General features: G+C 51.4%; 20 protein-coding genes. 6 read left to right on the top strand and 14 right to left on the bottom strand.

Annotated features, from left to right (window positions below):
* Window positions 1-167 precede the first annotated feature (167 nt).
* A complete protein-coding gene (locus C7433_RS15450; RefSeq protein ID WP_006121976.1) occupies window positions 168-584 on the top strand; it encodes a hypothetical protein in 417 nt (138 codons plus the stop codon).
* Between the two features lie 215 nt (window positions 585-799).
* Here the strand turns inward: C7433_RS15450 and C7433_RS15445 are convergent, their stop codons facing one another.
* Window positions 800-1,273, bottom strand: coding sequence for a nuclear transport factor 2 family protein (locus C7433_RS15445; protein WP_033742417.1), 474 nt, complete (start codon window positions 1,271-1,273; stop codon window positions 800-802).
* Between the two features lie 86 nt (window positions 1,274-1,359).
* Window positions 1,360-1,794, bottom strand: a complete 435-nt coding sequence (locus C7433_RS15440) for a 6,7-dimethyl-8-ribityllumazine synthase (protein ID WP_006121974.1) — start codon at window positions 1,792-1,794, stop codon at window positions 1,360-1,362.
* Between the two features lie 431 nt (window positions 1,795-2,225).
* Here C7433_RS15440 and C7433_RS15435 point away from each other — a divergent pair, with 431 nt between their 5' ends.
* Window positions 2,226-2,933 (top strand): phage antirepressor KilAC domain-containing protein, encoded by a 708-nt coding sequence (locus C7433_RS15435; protein WP_033742419.1) that lies wholly within the window; start codon window positions 2,226-2,228, stop codon window positions 2,931-2,933.
* Between the two features lie 58 nt (window positions 2,934-2,991).
* Here C7433_RS15435 and C7433_RS15430 read toward each other — a convergent pair whose 3' ends face one another.
* Window positions 2,992-3,789, bottom strand: coding sequence for a MetQ/NlpA family ABC transporter substrate-binding protein (locus C7433_RS15430; RefSeq protein ID WP_033742422.1), 798 nt, complete (start codon window positions 3,787-3,789; stop codon window positions 2,992-2,994).
* A 239-nt stretch (window positions 3,790-4,028) separates the two neighbouring features.
* Here C7433_RS15430 and C7433_RS15425 point away from each other — a divergent pair, with 239 nt between their 5' ends.
* Window positions 4,029-4,430 carry a cupin domain-containing protein gene (locus tag C7433_RS15425; protein WP_006121972.1) on the top strand — a complete coding sequence of 134 codons (402 nt, stop codon included), beginning with the start codon at window positions 4,029-4,031 and terminating at the stop codon, window positions 4,428-4,430.
* A 130-nt stretch (window positions 4,431-4,560) separates the two neighbouring features.
* On the opposite strand, the gene C7433_RS15420 is transcribed toward C7433_RS15425, so the two are convergent.
* From C7433_RS15420 to C7433_RS15395, 6 genes are all read right to left on the bottom strand, one after another.
* Window positions 4,561-5,241 carry an SDR family NAD(P)-dependent oxidoreductase gene (locus tag C7433_RS15420; RefSeq protein WP_033742424.1) on the bottom strand — a complete coding sequence of 227 codons (681 nt, stop codon included), beginning with the start codon at window positions 5,239-5,241 and terminating at the stop codon, window positions 4,561-4,563.
* Between the two features lies 1 nt (window position 5,242).
* A complete protein-coding gene (locus C7433_RS15415; RefSeq protein ID WP_033742426.1) occupies window positions 5,243-5,713 on the bottom strand; it encodes a YhcH/YjgK/YiaL family protein in 471 nt (156 codons plus the stop codon).
* A gap of 4 nt (window positions 5,714-5,717) precedes the next feature.
* Window positions 5,718-6,875, bottom strand: a complete 1,158-nt coding sequence (locus C7433_RS15410; protein ID WP_006121968.1) for an exo-alpha-sialidase — start codon at window positions 6,873-6,875, stop codon at window positions 5,718-5,720.
* A 1-nt stretch (window position 6,876) separates the two neighbouring features.
* On the bottom strand, window positions 6,877-8,298 hold the full coding sequence (locus tag C7433_RS15405) for a sodium:solute symporter family protein (RefSeq protein ID WP_006121967.1): 1,422 nt from the start codon (window positions 8,296-8,298) through the stop codon (window positions 6,877-6,879).
* 77 nt (window positions 8,299-8,375) lie between these two features.
* The gene (locus C7433_RS15400) at window positions 8,376-9,257 is read right to left on the bottom strand and encodes a dihydrodipicolinate synthase family protein (RefSeq protein WP_033742431.1); all 882 of its coding nucleotides are present in this window, start codon (window positions 9,255-9,257) and stop codon (window positions 8,376-8,378) included.
* 22 nt (window positions 9,258-9,279) lie between these two features.
* Window positions 9,280-10,425 carry an iron-containing alcohol dehydrogenase gene (locus C7433_RS15395; protein ID WP_033742434.1) on the bottom strand — a complete coding sequence of 382 codons (1,146 nt, stop codon included), beginning with the start codon at window positions 10,423-10,425 and terminating at the stop codon, window positions 9,280-9,282.
* Window positions 10,426-10,927: 502 nt separating this feature from the next.
* Between C7433_RS15395 and C7433_RS15385 the strand changes: the two genes are divergently transcribed.
* Together C7433_RS15385 and C7433_RS15375 are read left to right on the top strand one after the other, a co-directional pair.
* Window positions 10,928-11,914, top strand: a complete 987-nt coding sequence (locus C7433_RS15385; RefSeq protein ID WP_006121964.1) for a D-threonate 4-phosphate dehydrogenase — start codon at window positions 10,928-10,930, stop codon at window positions 11,912-11,914.
* Window positions 11,915-12,768: 854 nt separating this feature from the next.
* On the top strand, window positions 12,769-14,241 hold the full coding sequence (locus tag C7433_RS15375) for a mannitol dehydrogenase family protein (protein ID WP_110268494.1): 1,473 nt from the start codon (window positions 12,769-12,771) through the stop codon (window positions 14,239-14,241).
* A 38-nt stretch (window positions 14,242-14,279) separates the two neighbouring features.
* Here C7433_RS15375 and C7433_RS15370 read toward each other — a convergent pair whose 3' ends face one another.
* The 4 genes from C7433_RS15370 to C7433_RS15360 all read right to left on the bottom strand — a co-directional run bounded on the left by C7433_RS15370 (window position 14,280) and on the right by C7433_RS15360 (window position 17,276).
* Complete coding sequence (locus tag C7433_RS15370) at window positions 14,280-15,314, bottom strand: alpha/beta hydrolase (protein WP_110268493.1); 1,035 nt, start codon at window positions 15,312-15,314, stop codon at window positions 14,280-14,282.
* A gap of 288 nt (window positions 15,315-15,602) precedes the next feature.
* Entirely contained in the window at window positions 15,603-15,689 is an 87-nt protein-coding gene (mgtU, locus tag C7433_RS24140; protein ID WP_353247409.1) for a magnesium transporter protection protein MgtU, read from the bottom strand.
* 9 nt (window positions 15,690-15,698) lie between these two features.
* Window positions 15,699-15,794, bottom strand: coding sequence for a protein MgtR (gene mgtR, locus C7433_RS24135; RefSeq protein ID WP_110268492.1), 96 nt, complete (start codon window positions 15,792-15,794; stop codon window positions 15,699-15,701).
* 597 nt (window positions 15,795-16,391) lie between these two features.
* On the bottom strand, window positions 16,392-17,276 hold the full coding sequence (locus C7433_RS15360; RefSeq protein WP_110268491.1) for a helix-turn-helix transcriptional regulator: 885 nt from the start codon (window positions 17,274-17,276) through the stop codon (window positions 16,392-16,394).
* Window positions 17,277-17,445: 169 nt separating this feature from the next.
* Here C7433_RS15360 and C7433_RS15355 point away from each other — a divergent pair, with 169 nt between their 5' ends.
* On the top strand, window positions 17,446-18,351 hold the full coding sequence (locus tag C7433_RS15355; RefSeq protein WP_033742446.1) for a DMT family transporter: 906 nt from the start codon (window positions 17,446-17,448) through the stop codon (window positions 18,349-18,351).
* Window positions 18,352-18,355: 4 nt separating this feature from the next.
* Here C7433_RS15355 and C7433_RS15350 read toward each other — a convergent pair whose 3' ends face one another.
* Window positions 18,356-18,700, bottom strand: coding sequence for a gamma-glutamylcyclotransferase family protein (locus tag C7433_RS15350; protein WP_033742448.1), 345 nt, complete (start codon window positions 18,698-18,700; stop codon window positions 18,356-18,358).

Genomic DNA, 18,700 nt, shown 5'->3' with positions numbered 1-18,700 from the left:
CCTGGCACGCTTGTGCCAGGCGACCTCTGTTCAGCCAGGCTGTTTCTCGTTACCCTTCGCATTGCTTACTGACAAAATTCAGAGCATGCCGAGCGCCTGCGGGCTTCCATCATGCTCTGAAATCGCTAAAATAACGTGCTCATTTGTCAGGGAGTCACACAGCCACAATGCGTTATCGTTATCTGTTTGCCGCACTCGCGGTCGCCACTGCCTTGTCAGGCTGCGCCAAAAAGCAGCCTGCCGCCAATCCTGCTGACGCCTTTGCCGAAGGACAAACGCAGATTGATGTCTCTCATGTGATTACGCGTGCTGACGACGGTTCCCATATTTACCTGACCGTGGATGGTAAAGATGCTGGCGAATTGCCGAATGGCGAAAGTAAAGTCCTGCATGTCCCGGCGGGTAAACATGAAGTCGGCGGTTACGTCCGTACCTTATTTGGTCTGGGACGCGTAACCATTGATCCCCTTGAGGTGACAACGTCACCTAACGACGTGAAAAAAGTGGCCTACACGGTGACGCGCAATAAAGCGACCTTTGTTGAGCAGCCTAAATCAAACGACGCTGCGCAGGAACAAGGTTAAGGCATCAGGCGGGAGGGTCAGTCCGATGTGACTGACCTGAATTGTCGGCGTGAACAGCCTTGCCGGAACTAAAATGCCCAGGTAGTGGAAAAGTCAGGGCTGCTGTTTACGGCCTGAAGGTGAACGGTTCAGACAATATGGTGCTGTTCTTTTCTGTCTCACCCGACGCGAGAAGGTGCGTCAGGTGGATCTCAGACATGTTTCACGGAAATTGCCTACAGGCCAAGATCACTGAGTGAAGGATGGTCGTCCGGTCGGCGGCCCTGAGGCCAGTGAAACAAACGCTGACTCTCGGCAATCGCCACGTCGTTTATGCTGGCGTGGCGCCTGACCATGAAACCATTCTCGTCAAATTCCCAGTTTTCATTGCCATAAGAACGAAACCAGTTTGCCGCGCTGTCATGCCATTCATAGGCAAACCGAACCGCAATGCGGTTTGAGTGAAAACTCCACAGCTCTTTTATCAGCCGATACTCGGCTTCTCGCTGCCATTTCTCGCGCAAAAACGCCACGATTTCGCTACGTCCGCTCAGAAAGATATCGCGATTTCGCCAGACGCTGTCAGGTGAGTAAGCCAGTGAAACGCGTTCGGGGTCGCGGCTGTTCCAGGCATCTTCGGCCAGACGCACTTTCGTTATGGCCTGTTGTACATCGGTAAACGGTGGTAAAGGCTGGCGTGGGGCTTCCATACTGTCTCCTGAAATAGCGGCACTCTGGATAAGCGCGCCGCCTGGCTGTGATAAACAGACTGTTAAACAGACAAAACCACGTGCGTTTACAGTGAAATGGCGTGAATTTGACGGACTGCGCGTGCCGCTTCTTTGCCTTTTTTCACAAAATGCTCGGTGTAGAAGCGAATGAATTCATCGGCAGGCTGAAAATTATGTGGTGTCAGTGAGACGGAAAACACGGGCACGTTGGTCGCCAGTTGTGCCTGCATGAGTCCGTTCACGACGGCCTGAGCGACAAAATCGTGGCGGTAAATGCCACCATCCACGACCAGAGCCGCACAGACGATTGCATCGAACTTACCAGTTTGTGCCAGGCGTTGTGCCAGTAACGGCATTTCGAAGGCGCCAGGCACATCCCAGGTTTTGATTTCACAGGGCGTGCTGCTGTTGTCCATTTCCTGCTGAAATCCAGCCAGGGTTTGAGAAACAATCTCGCTGTGCCAGTTTGCCTTGATAAAGGCGACTCTTAACGGTTGCATAACTTACTCCAGTCAACGTGACATCCGGTTCCTGAGAGATCGGCAGACGCGCTCATCTTCCCGAATGACTATAAATTCTCTGATGCGTACCATTGCCAGTCACACATCATAAAGACATCGATCACGCTGCCGGACAGCAGTATCCGGCTGAATTCAGTGATGAATAGCGGACAGTATAAACCGATGTAAACCCCGTGCGCTTACCTTTCACTCGCTTTTGCGGTCTTCCGCGTGTGCCCTGGGTTCCCTGGCAAGGTGAAAAGCACAGGGCCATGCTTTGCGTGCCTCCGGTATCGCGATCGCTGTTCGATTGTGTAACGCATTCCATTTATGATGTTGCTTAAAAATAATACTGGATATTTAAACAGGTAATTGTATAATTATTCCACTGCCCGCTGGGTGTTGTCTGGAATGATTAGGGGGTAAAGCCCATGATGATGTCGACAGAAACTTTCAACGCAACGGATCATGCCATCACAATGAGTAGCCGGGAAATTGCTCAAATGACCGGAAATACACATGGTGAAGTTAAACGGTTAATCAAAAGCCTTGAAACGGCACAGCGCCTGTCCCAGCCACTTTTGGTCAATCTCTATGAACACCAGGGCGAAATGCGCCAGGAATATCACCTGAATAAACGCGATTCCCTTCTGGCGGTGGCCCGGCTTTCGCCTGGCTTTACCGCGGAAGCGCTTGATCGCTGGCAGGCGCGTGAAGAACGCATTCATCTCCCTGATTTCACGAATCCCGCCGAGGCGGCCCGCGCCTGGGCGGAGCAGTTTGAACAGCGCCGTGCTGCAGAAAAGCAACTGGCCGAATCTGCGCCAAAAGCCGCCTTTTTCGACGATTTCGTGAATGTGGACACCGCGCTCGGTTTTCGTCAGCTGTGTAAAATGCTGAAAGTGAAAGAAACGGATTTTCGTCAGTTTCTGCTTGACCGCAATATCATGTACCGTGAAAAGGGCGCACTGACACCACAGCATTACCATCTGCAGGCGGGTTACTTTACCCTGCACGCAGGAACGGCAGAAAATCAGCATACCTTCTCACAGGCGCGGTTTACCACGAAAGGGGTCCGGTGGATTGCCAGCTTATGGGCCGGGCATCTGTCCGCACAAACCAAAGGCGCTGCCGCCTGACGGCACGTTATGCCTGGAACAGGCCGCCTGCTGCGCGACTTGCCCCAGGCTAGCGGATTTACCAACCTTTAATGGCATCGCCTTTATAAACGTCTTCTGCTTTTGCTGCGACCTCAGGAGACTGAAATGCAGCTTTCAGCTTTTGAATCTTATCGCTGTCTTTATTGTCCTGACGTGAAACCAGGGCGTTAACGTACGGCGAAGAGGCGCTTTCCATAAACAAACCATCGCGATGAGCAGATAACCCCGCCTGCGCAGAGAAGTTGGTATTAATAATGGAAAGGGTGACGTTTGGGTCGTCCAGCGTGCGGGTAAGCTGTGGTGTATCCACTTCGACCAGCTTCAGATGTTTGGGATTATCGGTAATATCCAGCGATGTTGGTAAATAACCCACACCGTCTTTTAGCTTAATCAGCCCCTGAGCCTGTAATAGCAGCAGGCTGCGTCCAAGCGTGGTGGCTTCATTTGATATCGTAATGGTATCGCCATCCTTCAGCTCACTGATATTTTTAATTTTGTGCGAATAGGCAGCGATAGGGAAAACAAACGTTTTGCCCACAACGGCAAATTTATAGCCGCGCTCCTTTGACTGCTCTTCAAGGTAAGGCAGGCTTTGAAAGGCGTTCGCATCCACTTCTTTATTATTCAGTGCTTCATTGGGCAAAACATAATCATTGAAGTTCAGCACTTCAACATCCAGCTGATACTTATCTTTGGCTACTTTCTGTACTTCTTTCCAGATAGCTTCATCAGGACCCGTATTAATAGCCACTTTCACTTTATGATCGTTATCAGGCGAGCAGGCGGACAATAATAATACGGAACTGGCGATTAGCGCCGTCAATAAACCTTTCATGTGTAGGGATTCCCGTCAGTATTTGATGCCGAAAGCCTAATACAAATTCACGGTATTGCGTACTTACGCGTCGCTATAAGATATAACCATCATGCTCTGATTGGGATAAAAAAACATCAGCGCTGTTATCGCTGTCTCTGCCGCCTTTCAATTGCTGATATTAAGTGTGCTGGCGAATTATCAGCTATTTTTAAACAAGTCACTCAGCCCGGCCCGGGGCGTCATTAACAGGAGAAACGATGTCAGGTGAAAACAGCGATAACGCATCAGCATCAGAAATTAAGGCGGTAACGCTGCTCAAAAGTTGCCAGGCATGGAATGGCCAACATATTGACGCTTATCCGCAGGGCCAACCCGAACTGACAGTCATACGCTTAACCCTTCCGGCGCAAACCGCCTTGCCCTGGCATACTCATCCGATGCCCAATGCAGCATTTGTCCTTTCAGGGACGTTAGTGGTGGAGGATAAAGAAACGGGTGAGCAGCAAACTTTTCAGGCTGGTGAAGCGTTGAATGAAACCATCAACAGTGCGCATCGTGGTTTTACGCTGGAAAGTCCTGCTGAGCTGATTATCACGTACGCGGGTGTGAAAGGGCAGGAACTGACCGAACCGCTACCCGGCGAGCCGGAAGAGTTTTAGATCGCTATGCGGGCAAAGCCCGTGACGTAATGTGAATAAAAAAGGGGAAGGGCTCACGTCATTTCACCGGAATAAGCGCGACAGCCGTGGTTAAACCAGCCGGTAAACGCGGGTTTAACCACGCGGCGAATCAGGCTTTAAGTGAAGCGCCTCCACATATCACCAGCTCCTGACCTGTGATGGGAGCAGCGCGTTCACTGAGTAAATAACTCACCAGTGAAGCCACTTCTTCTGGCTGAATCAGGCGTCCCATTGGCGGCAGGATGGGGGCGGATGAGGCCCGTTCAGGTTTGGTCAGCATCGGCGTTTCGGTTGCGCCGGGAGCGACAACATTCACCGTAATCTGCCGAGGAGCCAGTTCCATTCCCCATGAGCGGACCATGCCAACCAGCGCCGCTTTGGTTGCCGCATACTGCGAGCGATTGGCGGCACCGCGCGAGGTACGACTGCCGATAACGACGATCCTGCTGCCTGGCTTAAGCGTTGGCGCAAAGTGATTGATCAGCACTTCGGCTGCGTGAACGTGCAACGACCACAAGCGTTTGCTGGCCGCTCCGTCCAGTTCGCCCAGCGGGGCGGCGACGATCATTCCTGCGGCGTGAATCAGCGCATCCGGCGTATCAAGCCCGCTGATTGCCGACCTGAGTTGATCGGCATCAGTGAGATCAACGGCGATGCCGTTGAGGTTGGGTAAGGCTGCCTCGCCCTGCGTCCGGCTCAGCCCCGTAACTTTCCAGCCCTTTTGCAATAAATCCTGAGTAATCGCTTTGCCGATGCCAGAACTGTAGCCTGTAACGATAGCGTGACGCATCTCAACCTCCTGACATCGATTTCGGTACCTTAAAGACGGCTTTACGAACGGCTACTGGCGCGCCTGCGGCACACAGGGCCTGATGGGGTTCACCGGGCAAAAAGACCGCAAAGTCTCCCTTACGCAAAGTGATGTTAACCGGTAATGGTTCTGGCTGCGCGACATACAAATCGGGTTTGCGCTCTTCATCTCCGGCCCTGGCAATGGACTGGGTGCCAGCATAAATGACCTCTTCACCCTCCAGCATCACCTGAATGTCAGTCCAAAGATGGTGGTATTCCGTATGACGCAGCGTGGCGTCCTGGGTGGTGGCCTGTTGGATCGTGCAAAACCACGCTGCATTTTCCGGCTGCCATCTACCGATATCCCTTGCGGCCAGTGCTTCAAGAGAACAGTCGGGTAACCGGAGCAGAGCCAGTAAGGATTCGGGTAACCCTGCCAGCGGCAGGGCGTTCAGATTGCCGATAATCATCTGCTTACTCCTTCACCCAGTCGGGTGTGACGCGCGCATATTTAATCGCCTGGCGGAAATAGGTATACGCGATATGTAAGGTACCCTGTGCATCCTGTTTAATGCTCGGGTAGGAAAACTCACGGTTCAGTTTTTCCTGAGAATTGTTTGTCATACAGTAACCGTCACCTTCATCCAGGTTTTTCTGCCACGGCCAGGTTTTGCCGCCATCGGCGGAAATTGCGACAGTCATTGGGGCGCGTGGCGCCCCCCAGAAAGCGCTTCGTCCGGTTGCTTCTGGCTCCTTTCTGCCGTCACCGTCATCGATCTCATCATAGAGTGACGCGCGACGTTCCGTTGCCCCGGCTGCACTCATGCTATTAAACACCAGCGCCAGTTCGCCACTTTGCAGCGTCGTCACCTGAATTGACGAATTGTTGTTAGGTAACACCGTGGCTTCAGGCGCTGACCAGCTCTCACCACCATCGGTGGAGCGGCTGAGATAGATATTGTCTGCCCAACGGCTGCGGTAAAGGGCAACCAGCGAACCATCCTGCAGGGCAGTGATATTCATATGCACGCACCCCAGGCTTTCCGGCACAACCACATCCCGCCAGCTTTGACCCTGGTCGGATGAAATCTTCACCGCACTGATATCGTCGTTACCCACCCACTTTTCACCCGGCTGTGTGCGGCAGTAAAACACCGGGAGTAACCAGTTGCCGTTTTCCAGCACGGTGATGGGCTGACGAATAAAGGTGCCAGGTTTATCCAGTAACGTGTCAATGGGCCCCCAGGTTTTACCCAGATCGCCAGACTGGCGGTAGCGGACAATCGCCGTATCCTGATTACCGGACAGCTGTGCGGTCCACAACAGCCACAGCACGTTGTCGGGCGCGAGGAACAGAACGGGATTCTGCTCAGAACGGGTTGGATCGTCAGACAGTTTTACCGCCTCACTCCAGATATGGCTGCCTGCAGGTAAGCGCGAGCACCAGACAGAGATATCGGCTATGCCTTCCTGTGTGCCGCCAAACCAGACGCAGAGCAGGGAACCATCGTGCAGCGGTAAAATATTGGCGGCGTGGTTCTGTGGGCATGACGAAGGCAGCATTGCGGTCAGTACGCGGTCATCTTTTTCCCATGGCGTCAGGATGCCATCGCGCGTTACGGTTACAGTCATTTTATTCTCCTTTTCCTGCGGCAGCTCTGGCGTGTTCAGCCGCTGCGGTTCTGGCTTTGCTGGGGATCATATGGTCAATCGCCATGATCAATGCGGGCGTCAGTAGCGCGATATACATGTTATTAATACCGAACGGATCGCCTGCCAGATACCAGACTGAGGTCACGACACACGCACCAATCAGGCCGGCATTGGCACCGCGAGTACTTCTGTAGAACGGGGCATAGAAGGCAATGACCGCGACAACGGTAATAGACAGGCGAATCGCTCGGGTAAAAAAGGACAGTTTCAGAACTTCAGGGACAAACAGGACAAAGATCAGCGGCAGAAAGCCAATCAGCAGCGACAACCAGCGCGTGGTTTTAAATTCCTGCTCTGTCGTGGGTTTGAAATAAGGCACATAGAAATCCTTCACCACCAGCGACGCGATAGCCAGGGCAACGGTACTGACGCTGACAAATATAGAGGCAACCAGTGAGGTCGTTACCAGACCAGCCAGCCAGGGATTCATATCCTGCAGAAACACCGGCAATGCATACAGGCTGTCAATATTGGGGTGGAGATATTTGGCTGCCACACCGATAACGGCAATCGCCAACGCAATCGGCATACAGAACAGAAAGGCAATCCAGGTCGAGCGCTGCGCCGACTTCACACTTCTGGTCGACGAGATAGCCTGAATGACAAACTGGGTGCAGAAGATCGAGCCAATCGTCCCGATAAGCCAGGCGACAATGGTTGACGCGCCGATATTACCGTCCCAGGTCCAGTAATAAGCGGGCATTTCATTGATCATAGGCTTGAGGCCACCCGTTTGTGACAATGCAAACCAAAGAATAGCCAGGATACCAAAATATTTCAGCGCGCTGTGTAGCATGGTGACCCAGGCGATTCCTTTTAAACCGCCGAAGGCAAAATAGAACGTACTGACTACAGCCGTAATAAAAGCGGCAACCGGCAATGTCACGTGTAATACAGTGGCGATTGCCGCCGCACCACTGACATAATTTCCCACATTGACCAAAAGCAGGGCATAAATCATGATCAGTGAAATAATATTTTTGGTGCTGTTACCGTACTTTTCAGCAATCGCACCCGAGATGGTAATTTTACCCGTATTATAAATGCGTTTTACCAGAATCATGCCAAAAAGGGGAAAGCCAATAGCGGCGCCAATGACTGACCAGGACGCGGCAATCCCACCTTCAAAGGCGGCCTGAGCCGTGCCGATAGTCGATTTTGCACCGATATATTCTGACATCAGCAGAATACCTACAATAAAGGCTGGCATGGCTCTTGAGCCTTCCATAAAATCGCCCGAGTTTTTACTACGTAACCGGAATGTCAGCCAGGTGGTAAAAAGAATATATGCCAATACAATGCCGATAATTATCAGGGTGTCCTGAGCGTTGAATGTTTTCATTATAGCCTCAGATAGAGCAAGATAAATTCGGGGAGCGCTTTATGCTCCCGGTATTTAAAATTTATAAATTCTTATTATCATTTCAGGTACAGGTTAATGATTCTGCGAATTTCCTCTTTCTGCGCAGCGTCAAAATGAATGGCATAACGGCTCTCGCCCACGTTATGGCCTAAAATTTGTAGCGCTTTTTTTACTGCTGCAGGTGAAAAGGCGACCTTATAAAGATCGGTGCGTAACCCTGTGACCTGTTCCTGCGCCTGACGTGATCCGTCAATATCGCCGGCATGAAAGCGTGACCAGATCGCATTTATCTGGTGCGGTGCAACGTTAGCCAGACCTGATATACAGGCAGAGCACCCTTCAACAAAGCCTTGATGGATAAGTGAATCGGGGCCGTTAAGCACGTCAAAGTTATCGCATTCTTTTACCGCGTCCAGATAGTCGCGCAGGCTTTCATAACTTCCGGCACTGTCTTTTACACCAATGATATTGGGATGGGCAGCAAGGGTGCGGGCGGTTTCTGGTTCAATCGTATTGCCTGTTCTGGCCGGAATGTTGTACAGAAAAACCGGTACGGAAAGGCCATCCGCAACTGCCGTGTAATGGTTAATCAGTTCGCGTTGATTTAACGGCACAAAATAGGGCGTGATTACTGAAACCGCATCCACGCCCAGCTTTTCAATTTGTTTACCCAGGCGAAGGGTGTCCCGGGTCGAGATCTCACCAATATGGGCAACAACCTTTGCCCGCCCCGACACTTCGTTAACACAGGTTTCTGTAACAGTAAGCTTTTCTTTTTCGTTGAGAACAAAGAACTCACCATTTGTGCCGCCGCAAAAAATACCGTTACCGGCATTGAGTTGTCGGGTAACCTGGCGTTTCAGTTCATCAAGATAAAGATCACCTTCCTGAGTAAAAGGCGTCACAATCGCTGTAAGTACACCTTCTATTTTTTTCATCTTTACCCACTCCTTTCGGCGGTTAAATTTTAGGGAACAGGGTCCGGTAAATATCAGCCACATCCTGATGACTTACAGCGCAGGGTGAATTGTTCATTAAACGCTTCACATTGAGTGCAGATTCGCTCAGCGCATCAATATCACCTGACGGCACACCTAATGTTTCCAGGTTATCCGGCAGATTGAGCCGTTTAACTAATTTGGCGAGATAGTCGACCAGCGCGTGCGATTTTTCTTCCGGGGTCAATGTGATATCGGCGCCCGGAATCAGGTCCCAGACAGTGGCAAATTTGTCGATGGCAAACGGGCGCACCACTTTCATACAGGGTGCCAGCAGAATGGCATTGGCGACGCCGTGAGGCAGGTGATAAGTGCCTCCCAGAGGATACGAAAGCGCATGAACAAGATGGGTGCCGGCGTGCGCGATTGCCGCGCCGCCATAATAAGAAGCCCATAGCATTTCCAGCTTCGCGTTCAGGTTATGCGGTTCAGTGACGGATGTTTCCAGATTCCGGAACAGCTTATGCAGGCCCATCAGCGCAACGTTGTCACCCATAGGGTTCGAAATGGTGGCGGTATAACATTCCAGTAAATGGCACAGTGCATCAATGCCCGTTGATGAGGCGATATGCGCAGGCATGCTGGTGGTCAGTTCTGGAATTAACGCGACATAGTCCGGCAGCATCACAGGGGAAATGATGCCTGATTTGGTGTTTTTTTCAGGGATAGCCAGAATAGCATTGGGCGTTGCTTCCGAACCCGTTCCCGCCGTCGAGGGAATAAGCAGTGAGGGTAAACGGGCTGTAATTTTCCCGCCATCAAGCAGCGCCTTAAGGGAGGGTGACGCAACGTGACATAACACAGAAAGCAGCTTCGCCACATCCAGTACGCTTCCACCGCCAATGCCCACCACTAAATCAAACGTTTTACCTGCTGTACGCGACAGCACTGCTTCAACATCGGTATGCGTGGGTTCTGCCGGAACATCATCGATCAGTTTAACGTGACGGCCATCCTGACTGAGCAATGTCATGATTTGCGTGGTCGCGGGCAAATTTACAATGTTCTTGTCTGTTAAAACCAGCAGGTGTTGTTTGTCCGCGACGACCGGCGTCAGTGCCTTTATCGCGTCGGAACCGCTCAATATTGTGCTGTTAATTAATGCCACGTCTGTCTCCCCATAAATGACTGAAATTCTTCATTCCGCTTAACTTCGCTCACTCACTGGCTAAATTTATAAATAAAATGGCGCTTTATTAAATTGATCTTGCTCACATATAATCTAATGTGATTGAATATAATCATTAAGGTGAGGGGTAAAACTGATGAGGTGCGTTGTGGCTCTGATCTTCAGGCGCTTTTGACGACATGGGGCGACAAAACAAGAGGGCCATATCTCTGACCGTTGACCGGATGAGTGAAATCGCTCAACGACGGCAATGCGGGTTTGCACGCTGGGCTGATTTTAGCGACAAGGCGTCAGGGATGGCTAAATGGGCTGCTGCAACCGTCTCGGCCCGGACGCAACGCGGCACAGAAGGGCGGCGGAATATGTTCCTGGTGGGCATGCATCCGGTTGTGACTGACGTCAGGCGGTATTAACGAAAGCCGGTGTTTGGGTAATGAATCTCCCCCTTTAAAAATTTTGAGCGTCGTTGAGGAGAAAATAAGTGACGAATGTTGTGGCGATTACGATGGGCGACCCGGCTGGGATCGGTCCTGAAATTATTATTAAGGCCTTAACCGAGGGCGCGTTAGCGGGTTCGCCCGTTGTGGTTATCGGTTGTGTACAAACGTTCCGCCGCATACTGGCAATGAACATAACGCCGCAGGCGGAATTAAACGTCATTAATAACGTGTCCGAAGCCACCTTTATGCCCGGCGTTATTCATATTATCGATGAGAAAGTGGCACATCCGGAGGCACTACAGTGTGGGGTTGTGCAGCCTGAAGCGGGCGATGTGGCTTATCGATGCATCAAACGTGCAACAGAAATGGCGATGCGCGGTGACGTGAAAGCGATTGCGACGGCTCCGCTGAATAAAGAAGCGCTGCATATGGCCGGCCATCATTATCCAGGCCATACGGAATTACTGGCAAAATTAACTGACACCAAAGATTATTCGATGGTGCTCTACACTGATAAACTCAAAGTGATCCACGTCAGCACGCATATTTCTCTGCGGACATTCCTGGATACGCTCAGCCAGGCGCGCGTTGAAACGGTAATCAGAATTGCCGATACGTTTTTGCGCCGGGTCGGTTATAGCCAGCCGCGTATTGCGGTTGCGGGCGTTAACCCACACGCGGGTGAAAATGGGTTGTTCGGAGATGAGGAAATTCGCGTGCTGACACCGGCGATTGACGCGATGAAGGCGCAGGGCATAAACGTCTATGGCCCGTGCCCGCCGGACACCGTATTTATGCAATGCAATGAGGGCATGTATGACATTGTTGTGGCTATGTATCATGATCAAGGCCATATTCCGCTCAAGTTGTTGGGCTTCTACGACGGCGTAAACATTACCGCAGGCTTACCGTTCCTGCGCACCTCAGCCGATCATGGCACGGCCTTTAACATTGCCTGGACCGGTAAAGCGAATCCCGAAAGTATGGCTATCTCGATTGATATGGCGCTGCAAATTACGCAAGCATAGCGTTGTGCGGGAAGGGAGGCTCAGGGTGACATGATTGCGTTGCCCTGCATACGGCTTCTGGGCGGCTGTGCAAACCTTCGCGATAAAACAGGCACCTGAACCGATATAACCTTAATACAGCGACGCGTCGGGAAACGGGTGTCTGTCATCGTATGCGGGTGCAATATCAATACAGCACCGTATCGGGCTGGTTTCCAAAATGCTCCGGCTCCACAGAGGCATAACTGACAGCCTTACCACGTACACGTCGAATGACGCCAGATGGGGGAATAAAAAGCGTTCAGCGTTAATGTCCCGCCAGTCAAATACGGCGTTGAGTTTCTGCCTGATTTCCGTTTTGTCCGTAGCGAAATAGCTCATCCTCAAACCCGAGTGCTCTTAAACCCATTGGTGCGATTAAGTCTTTTTATACATGACGCCTGATGAGGTTGGCCCTTTTTAAAAGCAATCTTTCGGATTTTTTTAAATTTTGGTTATTCACCCGAACCGCAAAACAGCGTGCTAATACGTATCAGCCTGTTTGAAGGTTAATTCTTCTGTAGTGCCAGCAATATTTATAGTTATAAAGAAGTTGTGATTTTTATTTTCTTTGTTAATTAATGCAATTTTACCCAAAGACATAATTGCCATTCATCACATTTTTTAATTATAACTGGTATGGTAGTGGAACAATTCTGCCGCTGACGATAGGCTTCCCGCACCAATTCTGTTTTAAAAACTTTCCTTTTGCCGTGGTGTTCTCAGGCGCTTGATCCAAACGGCGCCGCACAGGAAAACATCAAGGCGATCTCCTGGTGCTGCCGTTATTTAACGTCAGTGTCCACGCAGCTAATAAAAAATAAGGTGAGAAAGAAATGCAAACTACCCTACTGAATGCGAAGGCGACGGTTCCAAAATGGAACAGGAATAAGCTCGTCCCGCGTATTGTCCATCTTGGATTCGGTGCTTTTCATCGGGCTCATCAGGCGGTCTATGCCGATGTTCTTGCAGCAGAACATAACAGCGACTGGGGCTACGTCGAAGTTAATCTCATCGGCGGGGAACGACAGATTGCCGATCTGAAACGTCAGGGATTACTGTACAGCGTGGCAGAAATGTCGGCTCATGGCTGGGAAGGGCGCGTGATTGGTGTGGTGAAGCAGGCGCTTCACGCTCAGGTCGATGGAACCGAAGCCGTACTTCACGCCCTGTGTCAGCCCGAAATTGCCATCGTTTCCTTAACGATTACTGAGAAAGGCTATTGTCATTCACCGGCAACGGGCGAGCTGATGCGCGACCATCCTCAGATTGTCGCTGATCTGGCTCAGCCTCACCAGCCGCTTTCTGCGCCAGGGATCATCGTTGAAGCACTGGCGCGTCGCAAGGCTGCTGGTCTGCCTGCGTTTACTGTGTTGTCCTGCGACAATATTCCAGAAAACGGAAAAGTGATCGGTCAGGTCGTGCGTGCTTTTGCCCGACAACGTGACAACGTCCTGGCAGACTGGATTGAACAGCAGGTGACGTTCCCTTCAACCATGGTGGACCGTATCGTACCGGCGATGAATCCGCAGAGTCTTGACGCGATCGCGGCGCTTATTCAGGTGGCCGATCCCGTCGCGGTAGCCTGTGAGCCCTTTCGCCAGTGGGTTATTGAGGATAATTTCGTCGCAGGGCGGCCGGCATGGGAAAAAGCCGGTGCAGAGTTAGTCAAAGACGTGCTGCCTTACGAAGAGATGAAACTGCGTATGTTGAACGGCAGCCATTCATTTCTGGCTTACCTGGGCAACCTTGCGGGTTATGAGCATATTTATGACTGTATGCAGGACCCGAACTTTCGCCTTGCGGCACGACGCTTAATGTTGACAGAACAGGCACCGACGCTAACCGTTAAGAACGTTGATTTGATCGATTATGCCGATCGGCTGATTGCACGCTATGAAAATCACGCGCTACAGCATCGTACCTGGCAAATTGCGATGGATGGCAGCCAGAAGTTACCGCAACGTTGGTTACATTCCGTTTGCTGGCACCTCAAGCGTGGCAGCCGTTTTGATCTGCTTGCATTAGGTATTGCCGCATGGATGCGCTATGTCAGCGGTAAGGATGACCAGGGAAAAGAGATTGAGATCTGCGATCCTTTATTGGCGTCTATACGAACCGCCGTTGACGGCAGCGTAGAAGGGGAGGCGAGGGTAAAAGCGCTGTTAGGACTGGAAGCTATATTCGGCCACACGCTGCCCGATAATCCCTGTTTTGTGCAGCAGGTGGTTAAGTCCTATCTCCATCTACTGGACAAAGGGGCAAAACAGACTGTCGCTGACCTGATGGCTGACGTGTCAGCAGACTGATGACCAGGCAAACCACATAAAGTGGTTTGCCTGGTGCATTACAAATTGTCGTTTAAATTGGCTGTGCTCTTGCTGCCTGTTCGTGTATCAGGGTGCAGCACCTCTGAAAACCAGTTCACAACCAGGCGGATGACGTCAGGTTGATACCAGACCTCATCACCATGTTCTGCACCTTTCACCACGACGTACTCAACCTGATCACCTGCCTTTTTAAGCGCATCAAAGAGTTGCGCACTTTGATGCGGTGAAACGAGTGAATCTTTGTCACCGTGCATAATCAGGAAAGGCGGTTTGGGGTTCGCAAGATGGCCCATGGGACTTGCCTGACGGGCTTTATCAGGATCATCCATGACAGACGCGCCTGCAAAATCGTGGAAGGCCGGTCCATGAATCAAAAGGGCTTCAGTGACGGCCGGTGAGGCATGCACCTGTTGATTCTCTTCAGAGAAGCCTTCGCCAATATTGCGTAAATCTGAAATACCGTAAATCGTGGCGGCGGCCTGGACGTCAGATGATGTTTCTGTAAAATCACCCTGATCGAAAGCGGTCTGACCATTTGTCATGCCCAGCATTTGTGCCAGCCAGCCTCTTGCCGAATCGCCTAAAACACCAATACGATGAGGATCGATACCGTACGTTTCTGCATGCTGTCTCAGATAGCGTACGGCCGCTTTCCCGTCAACAACCGGCGCAGGGAAGGTATCCGGTACAACACGATATTCAGCTGCGGCCACAACAAAGTCCGCTTCTGCCAGCGCCATGCGCATCTGAATAAATTTCTCGTGGTCGGCACTGGTAAACCCCCCGCCCGGAAAGTAAACAATTGCGGGTTTGACTGCATCGGTGCGGGGCACCAGTAATGACATGTGAAGCGGTCTGACCGATCGTAGCGTTGTAATCTGCGAATAAACCACGCCAGTGATCGCATCAATCTGGTTGCGCACAGGTTGGACTTCAATCACCTTTGCGCCTTCACGGTATCCGGTCAGTTCAGTATTTTTCGTTGCCATCGCGTTACTCATCGTCATGATTACGGCCAGTCCCCCAATAAAAAAAGTGTGGCATACATTCATAATTATTCCCTGAGACGTTGAAAGAAAGTATGAATTGTTAAGGGTTTTTAAAAGGTTGCAGGGGCGTTCAGCCTTTGCCAGCAGACGGTAGCGCATAAGGCATAGCGCGGTGTTGAGCAAGATTATGAAAGCGAAGGTTTTAAGGGGGGTGGTTACGTGTGTTCCGCGAAAGTGGATGTTTGACCAGAAAATTTAATGGGTTCTCAGGCACCGTCGTGGGCATTACGCTGCGCCCACCGGGTCCGGTATCTGACGGACCAGACGCAGGTAATGTCTGGTCCTGAGTGGTTAACGAATCACGATCGTCAGCAGGATGAGGATGGCCGCTATGGCAACAACCTGAATAAAAATCTGGTTAAGCGTGAACTTGCGCATTGCCTTCCCTCACTGCGTCAGTATTTGCCAAATACCTGCCGACATCACGATAAAGCCGACAAAAAGAAAGATCAGGGTTATCGCGGTTTCGGATGAACGATTCATAGTATTCCTCCCTGGTTAATGATGAGCGCCTGACCCTACTGTGCAGAAAGCAACAAATCGGGGCAGGACAGGTCTGTTTCATGGCTTCAGGCAGAGCAGGGGCTCACCGGTTTCCGGTAAAGGCGTAAAGCCGCCTCACTCAAAAAGGGGTTAGCGCGTCACAGGAACAGCGTGAGGTCTGCCAGTACGTCAGTGGTGTGGTTCCGTTGTGCAAGGCAGGATCGCCGCATTGCCGTTCCGCGTTTAAAAACGCTTTACGGATGCCTTACAGCAAGGATGCCGTCCATCCGGGAGGCGGGAATAGCGCATTTTTGAACATAAACATGACGGTGGTCCTTATGGTCTGATTCATGATTAACCGGACAAAAGGCCAGTCATCGCGACGGGAAGCCTGCTGTCGCCCCAGGGCGAGCAAAACCATCACGAAAGCGTTTTACTCATCGGAAGGGTAAAAAGAAGGTTATCCCGTCACAGGGCGTCCGAATGAATCTGCACGTAGTGTAATCAGGTTACACAATGCGTCAAAGCACGAACCGCCAATGTGTGAGGATTGGTTTAGGTTAACTCGCGGGATGCTTCGTCCATGACTGAGACGATTCACAACAATTCAGGGCCGCTGGCCATGCGTAACTGCGACGGTGTCGATCCGGTCACCTGCTTAAACCGGTTACTGAAATGGCTCAGTGAGTTAAAACCATTCTCCAGTGCAATCTCGGTTAACGACAATGATGTCGATACGATCATCTGACGCGCGTTTTCCATCCGGCGCTTCATCACGTACTGGTGAGGTGCAACGCCGAGTGACTGACGAAACATCCGGGCAAAATGATATTCACTCAGACTGGCCTGGCTGGCGAGAACGTTCAGAGTAAGGGGCAGAGCCAGGTGCGCATCAATAAACGCCAGGGTATTGCGCAACACATAGGGAGCAAGTCCGCCCGTGACAGAGGGAAGCCGCCACTGGACACACGAATAGAGTTGAATCAGATGGGTTAACAACAACGTGCTGGCGGTGCTCAGCATCAGCTGATTGGCTGGCTGCTGCCAGTCGCAGCTAAGTAAAAACTGGCGATACAACGCCGTAATCGTGTCATCACTGGCAAAAATCTTTTCATCAAGGGATAACGAGGCCGGGCTGCGATCCCAAATCTTTTCACCGACCTCTCGCAGGTGCTCATCTGTGCAGTAGAGATGCACGAAGGAGAGATCGCTGCGTACATCCCAGGTCGATTCACTGTGCTGCGGCATCAGGCAAAATTTATTCGGTCCGCCGCCGTTGCGCCATCCGTTTGCCGTTTTGTGGTAACTCTCATAACCATCAGCAATATACAGGCTGAGCGTATGATGATTGCTGTTAACGGTAACGCGGTCTTGTTTGTTGTGCCAGGCGGCCAGTCGGATGCCCGAATTAAGCATCACCGATTCCCGCAGCACGGCCTTTTTTTGACGCAGTGTTTCAAAGGTGTCGTAAACGCGAGACATGGCATGCTTCCGCTTGATAAACAGAGGTCCAGTCTAGGATGACAGACGTCAGGTAGCCAGATGTATCACGCTAAAATGCGCAAGATTTTGCAACCCGACCGCAACATGATGAAAGCCGACCCCTCGCGATTACGTCACAGTGAAGAGAGTCTGAGGCAGAGGGATAACGATGAACGCAATACTTTACGCCATTGTGGTCGTGATTTGGGGAACAACCTGGATCGCTATTTTTTTACAGCAGGGGCCTGTAGATGTCACGGTTTCGGTATTCTGGCGGTTTGCCATCGCCAGCGTCATTATGCTGATCCTGTTAACGCTGCTGGGACGCCTGCGCCGCCTGGCATGGCAGGACCATCTGTTTTGTCTGATCCAGGGATGCTGTGTGTTTTGCTTTAATTTTTGGTGTTTTTACACGGCTGCGGCTTACATTAATACAGGCCTGGAGTCGGTGATTTTTTCGATGGCCGTGCTCTATAACGCGGTAAACAGTTATATTTTCTTTGGCCAGCGCCCACTCCCCCGTTTCTGGTTTGCCGCCGCACTGGGATTAACCGGCATGGTCGTCCTGTTCTGGCACGATCTGCATATCAGCGACTGGAACAGTACCGCGCTCATGGGAATGGGGCTGTCAGCACTGGGTACCTTTGGTTTTTCATTAGGCAATATGATCAGCCTGCGCCATCAGCGTCGGCATCTTGAGACAATGACCACCAACGCCTGGGCCATGTTTTATGGTGCCCTCGTTATGGGCCTTATCGCTATTATTCGTGGTGCCAGCTTCTCACCGCAATGGACCTTCACTTATCTCGGTGCCTTACTTTACCTGGCGGTGTTTGGTTCCGTCATTGCTTTCTGGGCTTATTTCACCCTGATCAAACGCACAAGTGCGGGCAAAGCCGCCTACACCACACTTATGTTCCCTCTGGTCGCGTTATCGTTCTCCACACTTTTTGAAGGCTATACCTGGCAAAGTCATAGTGTGGCCGGCTTGCTACTGATTTTAAGCGGTAACCTGGTAATGTTTGCCCGCCCCATGCAGTGGTTCAGGCGTAAAGCGCTGACAAACGCGCATTAGCTGTTTATGCGCGCGGCGGTGTGCATTGCGGTTGCAGTTGATAGACATAAGCGGTGACAGTGTCACCGTTTTCAAGGGTCACTTCCGTCCTGAGGCGATCGTACCCGTCTTCAAATTCGTCCAGCATGGGCCAGTATGATAAGAGATTATCAGAACTAAAAACGTAACCCTCAACGCGCGGACCTCGGCTATCCAGCACCAGACCAGGAAAGCCTGCGGCTGCCCCGCACCCCTGAGGATAGAAAATGCCGCTTACAAAACCTGCCTGCCAGTTGCCTCCGACCCTGTCGAGAATGTGGGCATTACTGTGGCCCGGGCGCAAAGTGCCATAAACGAATAACCTTTCCAT

The sequence above is a fragment of the Pantoea sp. PNA 03-3 genome, assembly GCF_003201175.1.
Taxonomy (GTDB): Bacteria; Pseudomonadota; Gammaproteobacteria; order Enterobacterales; family Enterobacteriaceae; genus Pantoea; species Pantoea stewartii.
Note: the sequence above shows the minus strand (reverse complement) of the source record. Positions and strands in the feature narration are given on the sequence as shown.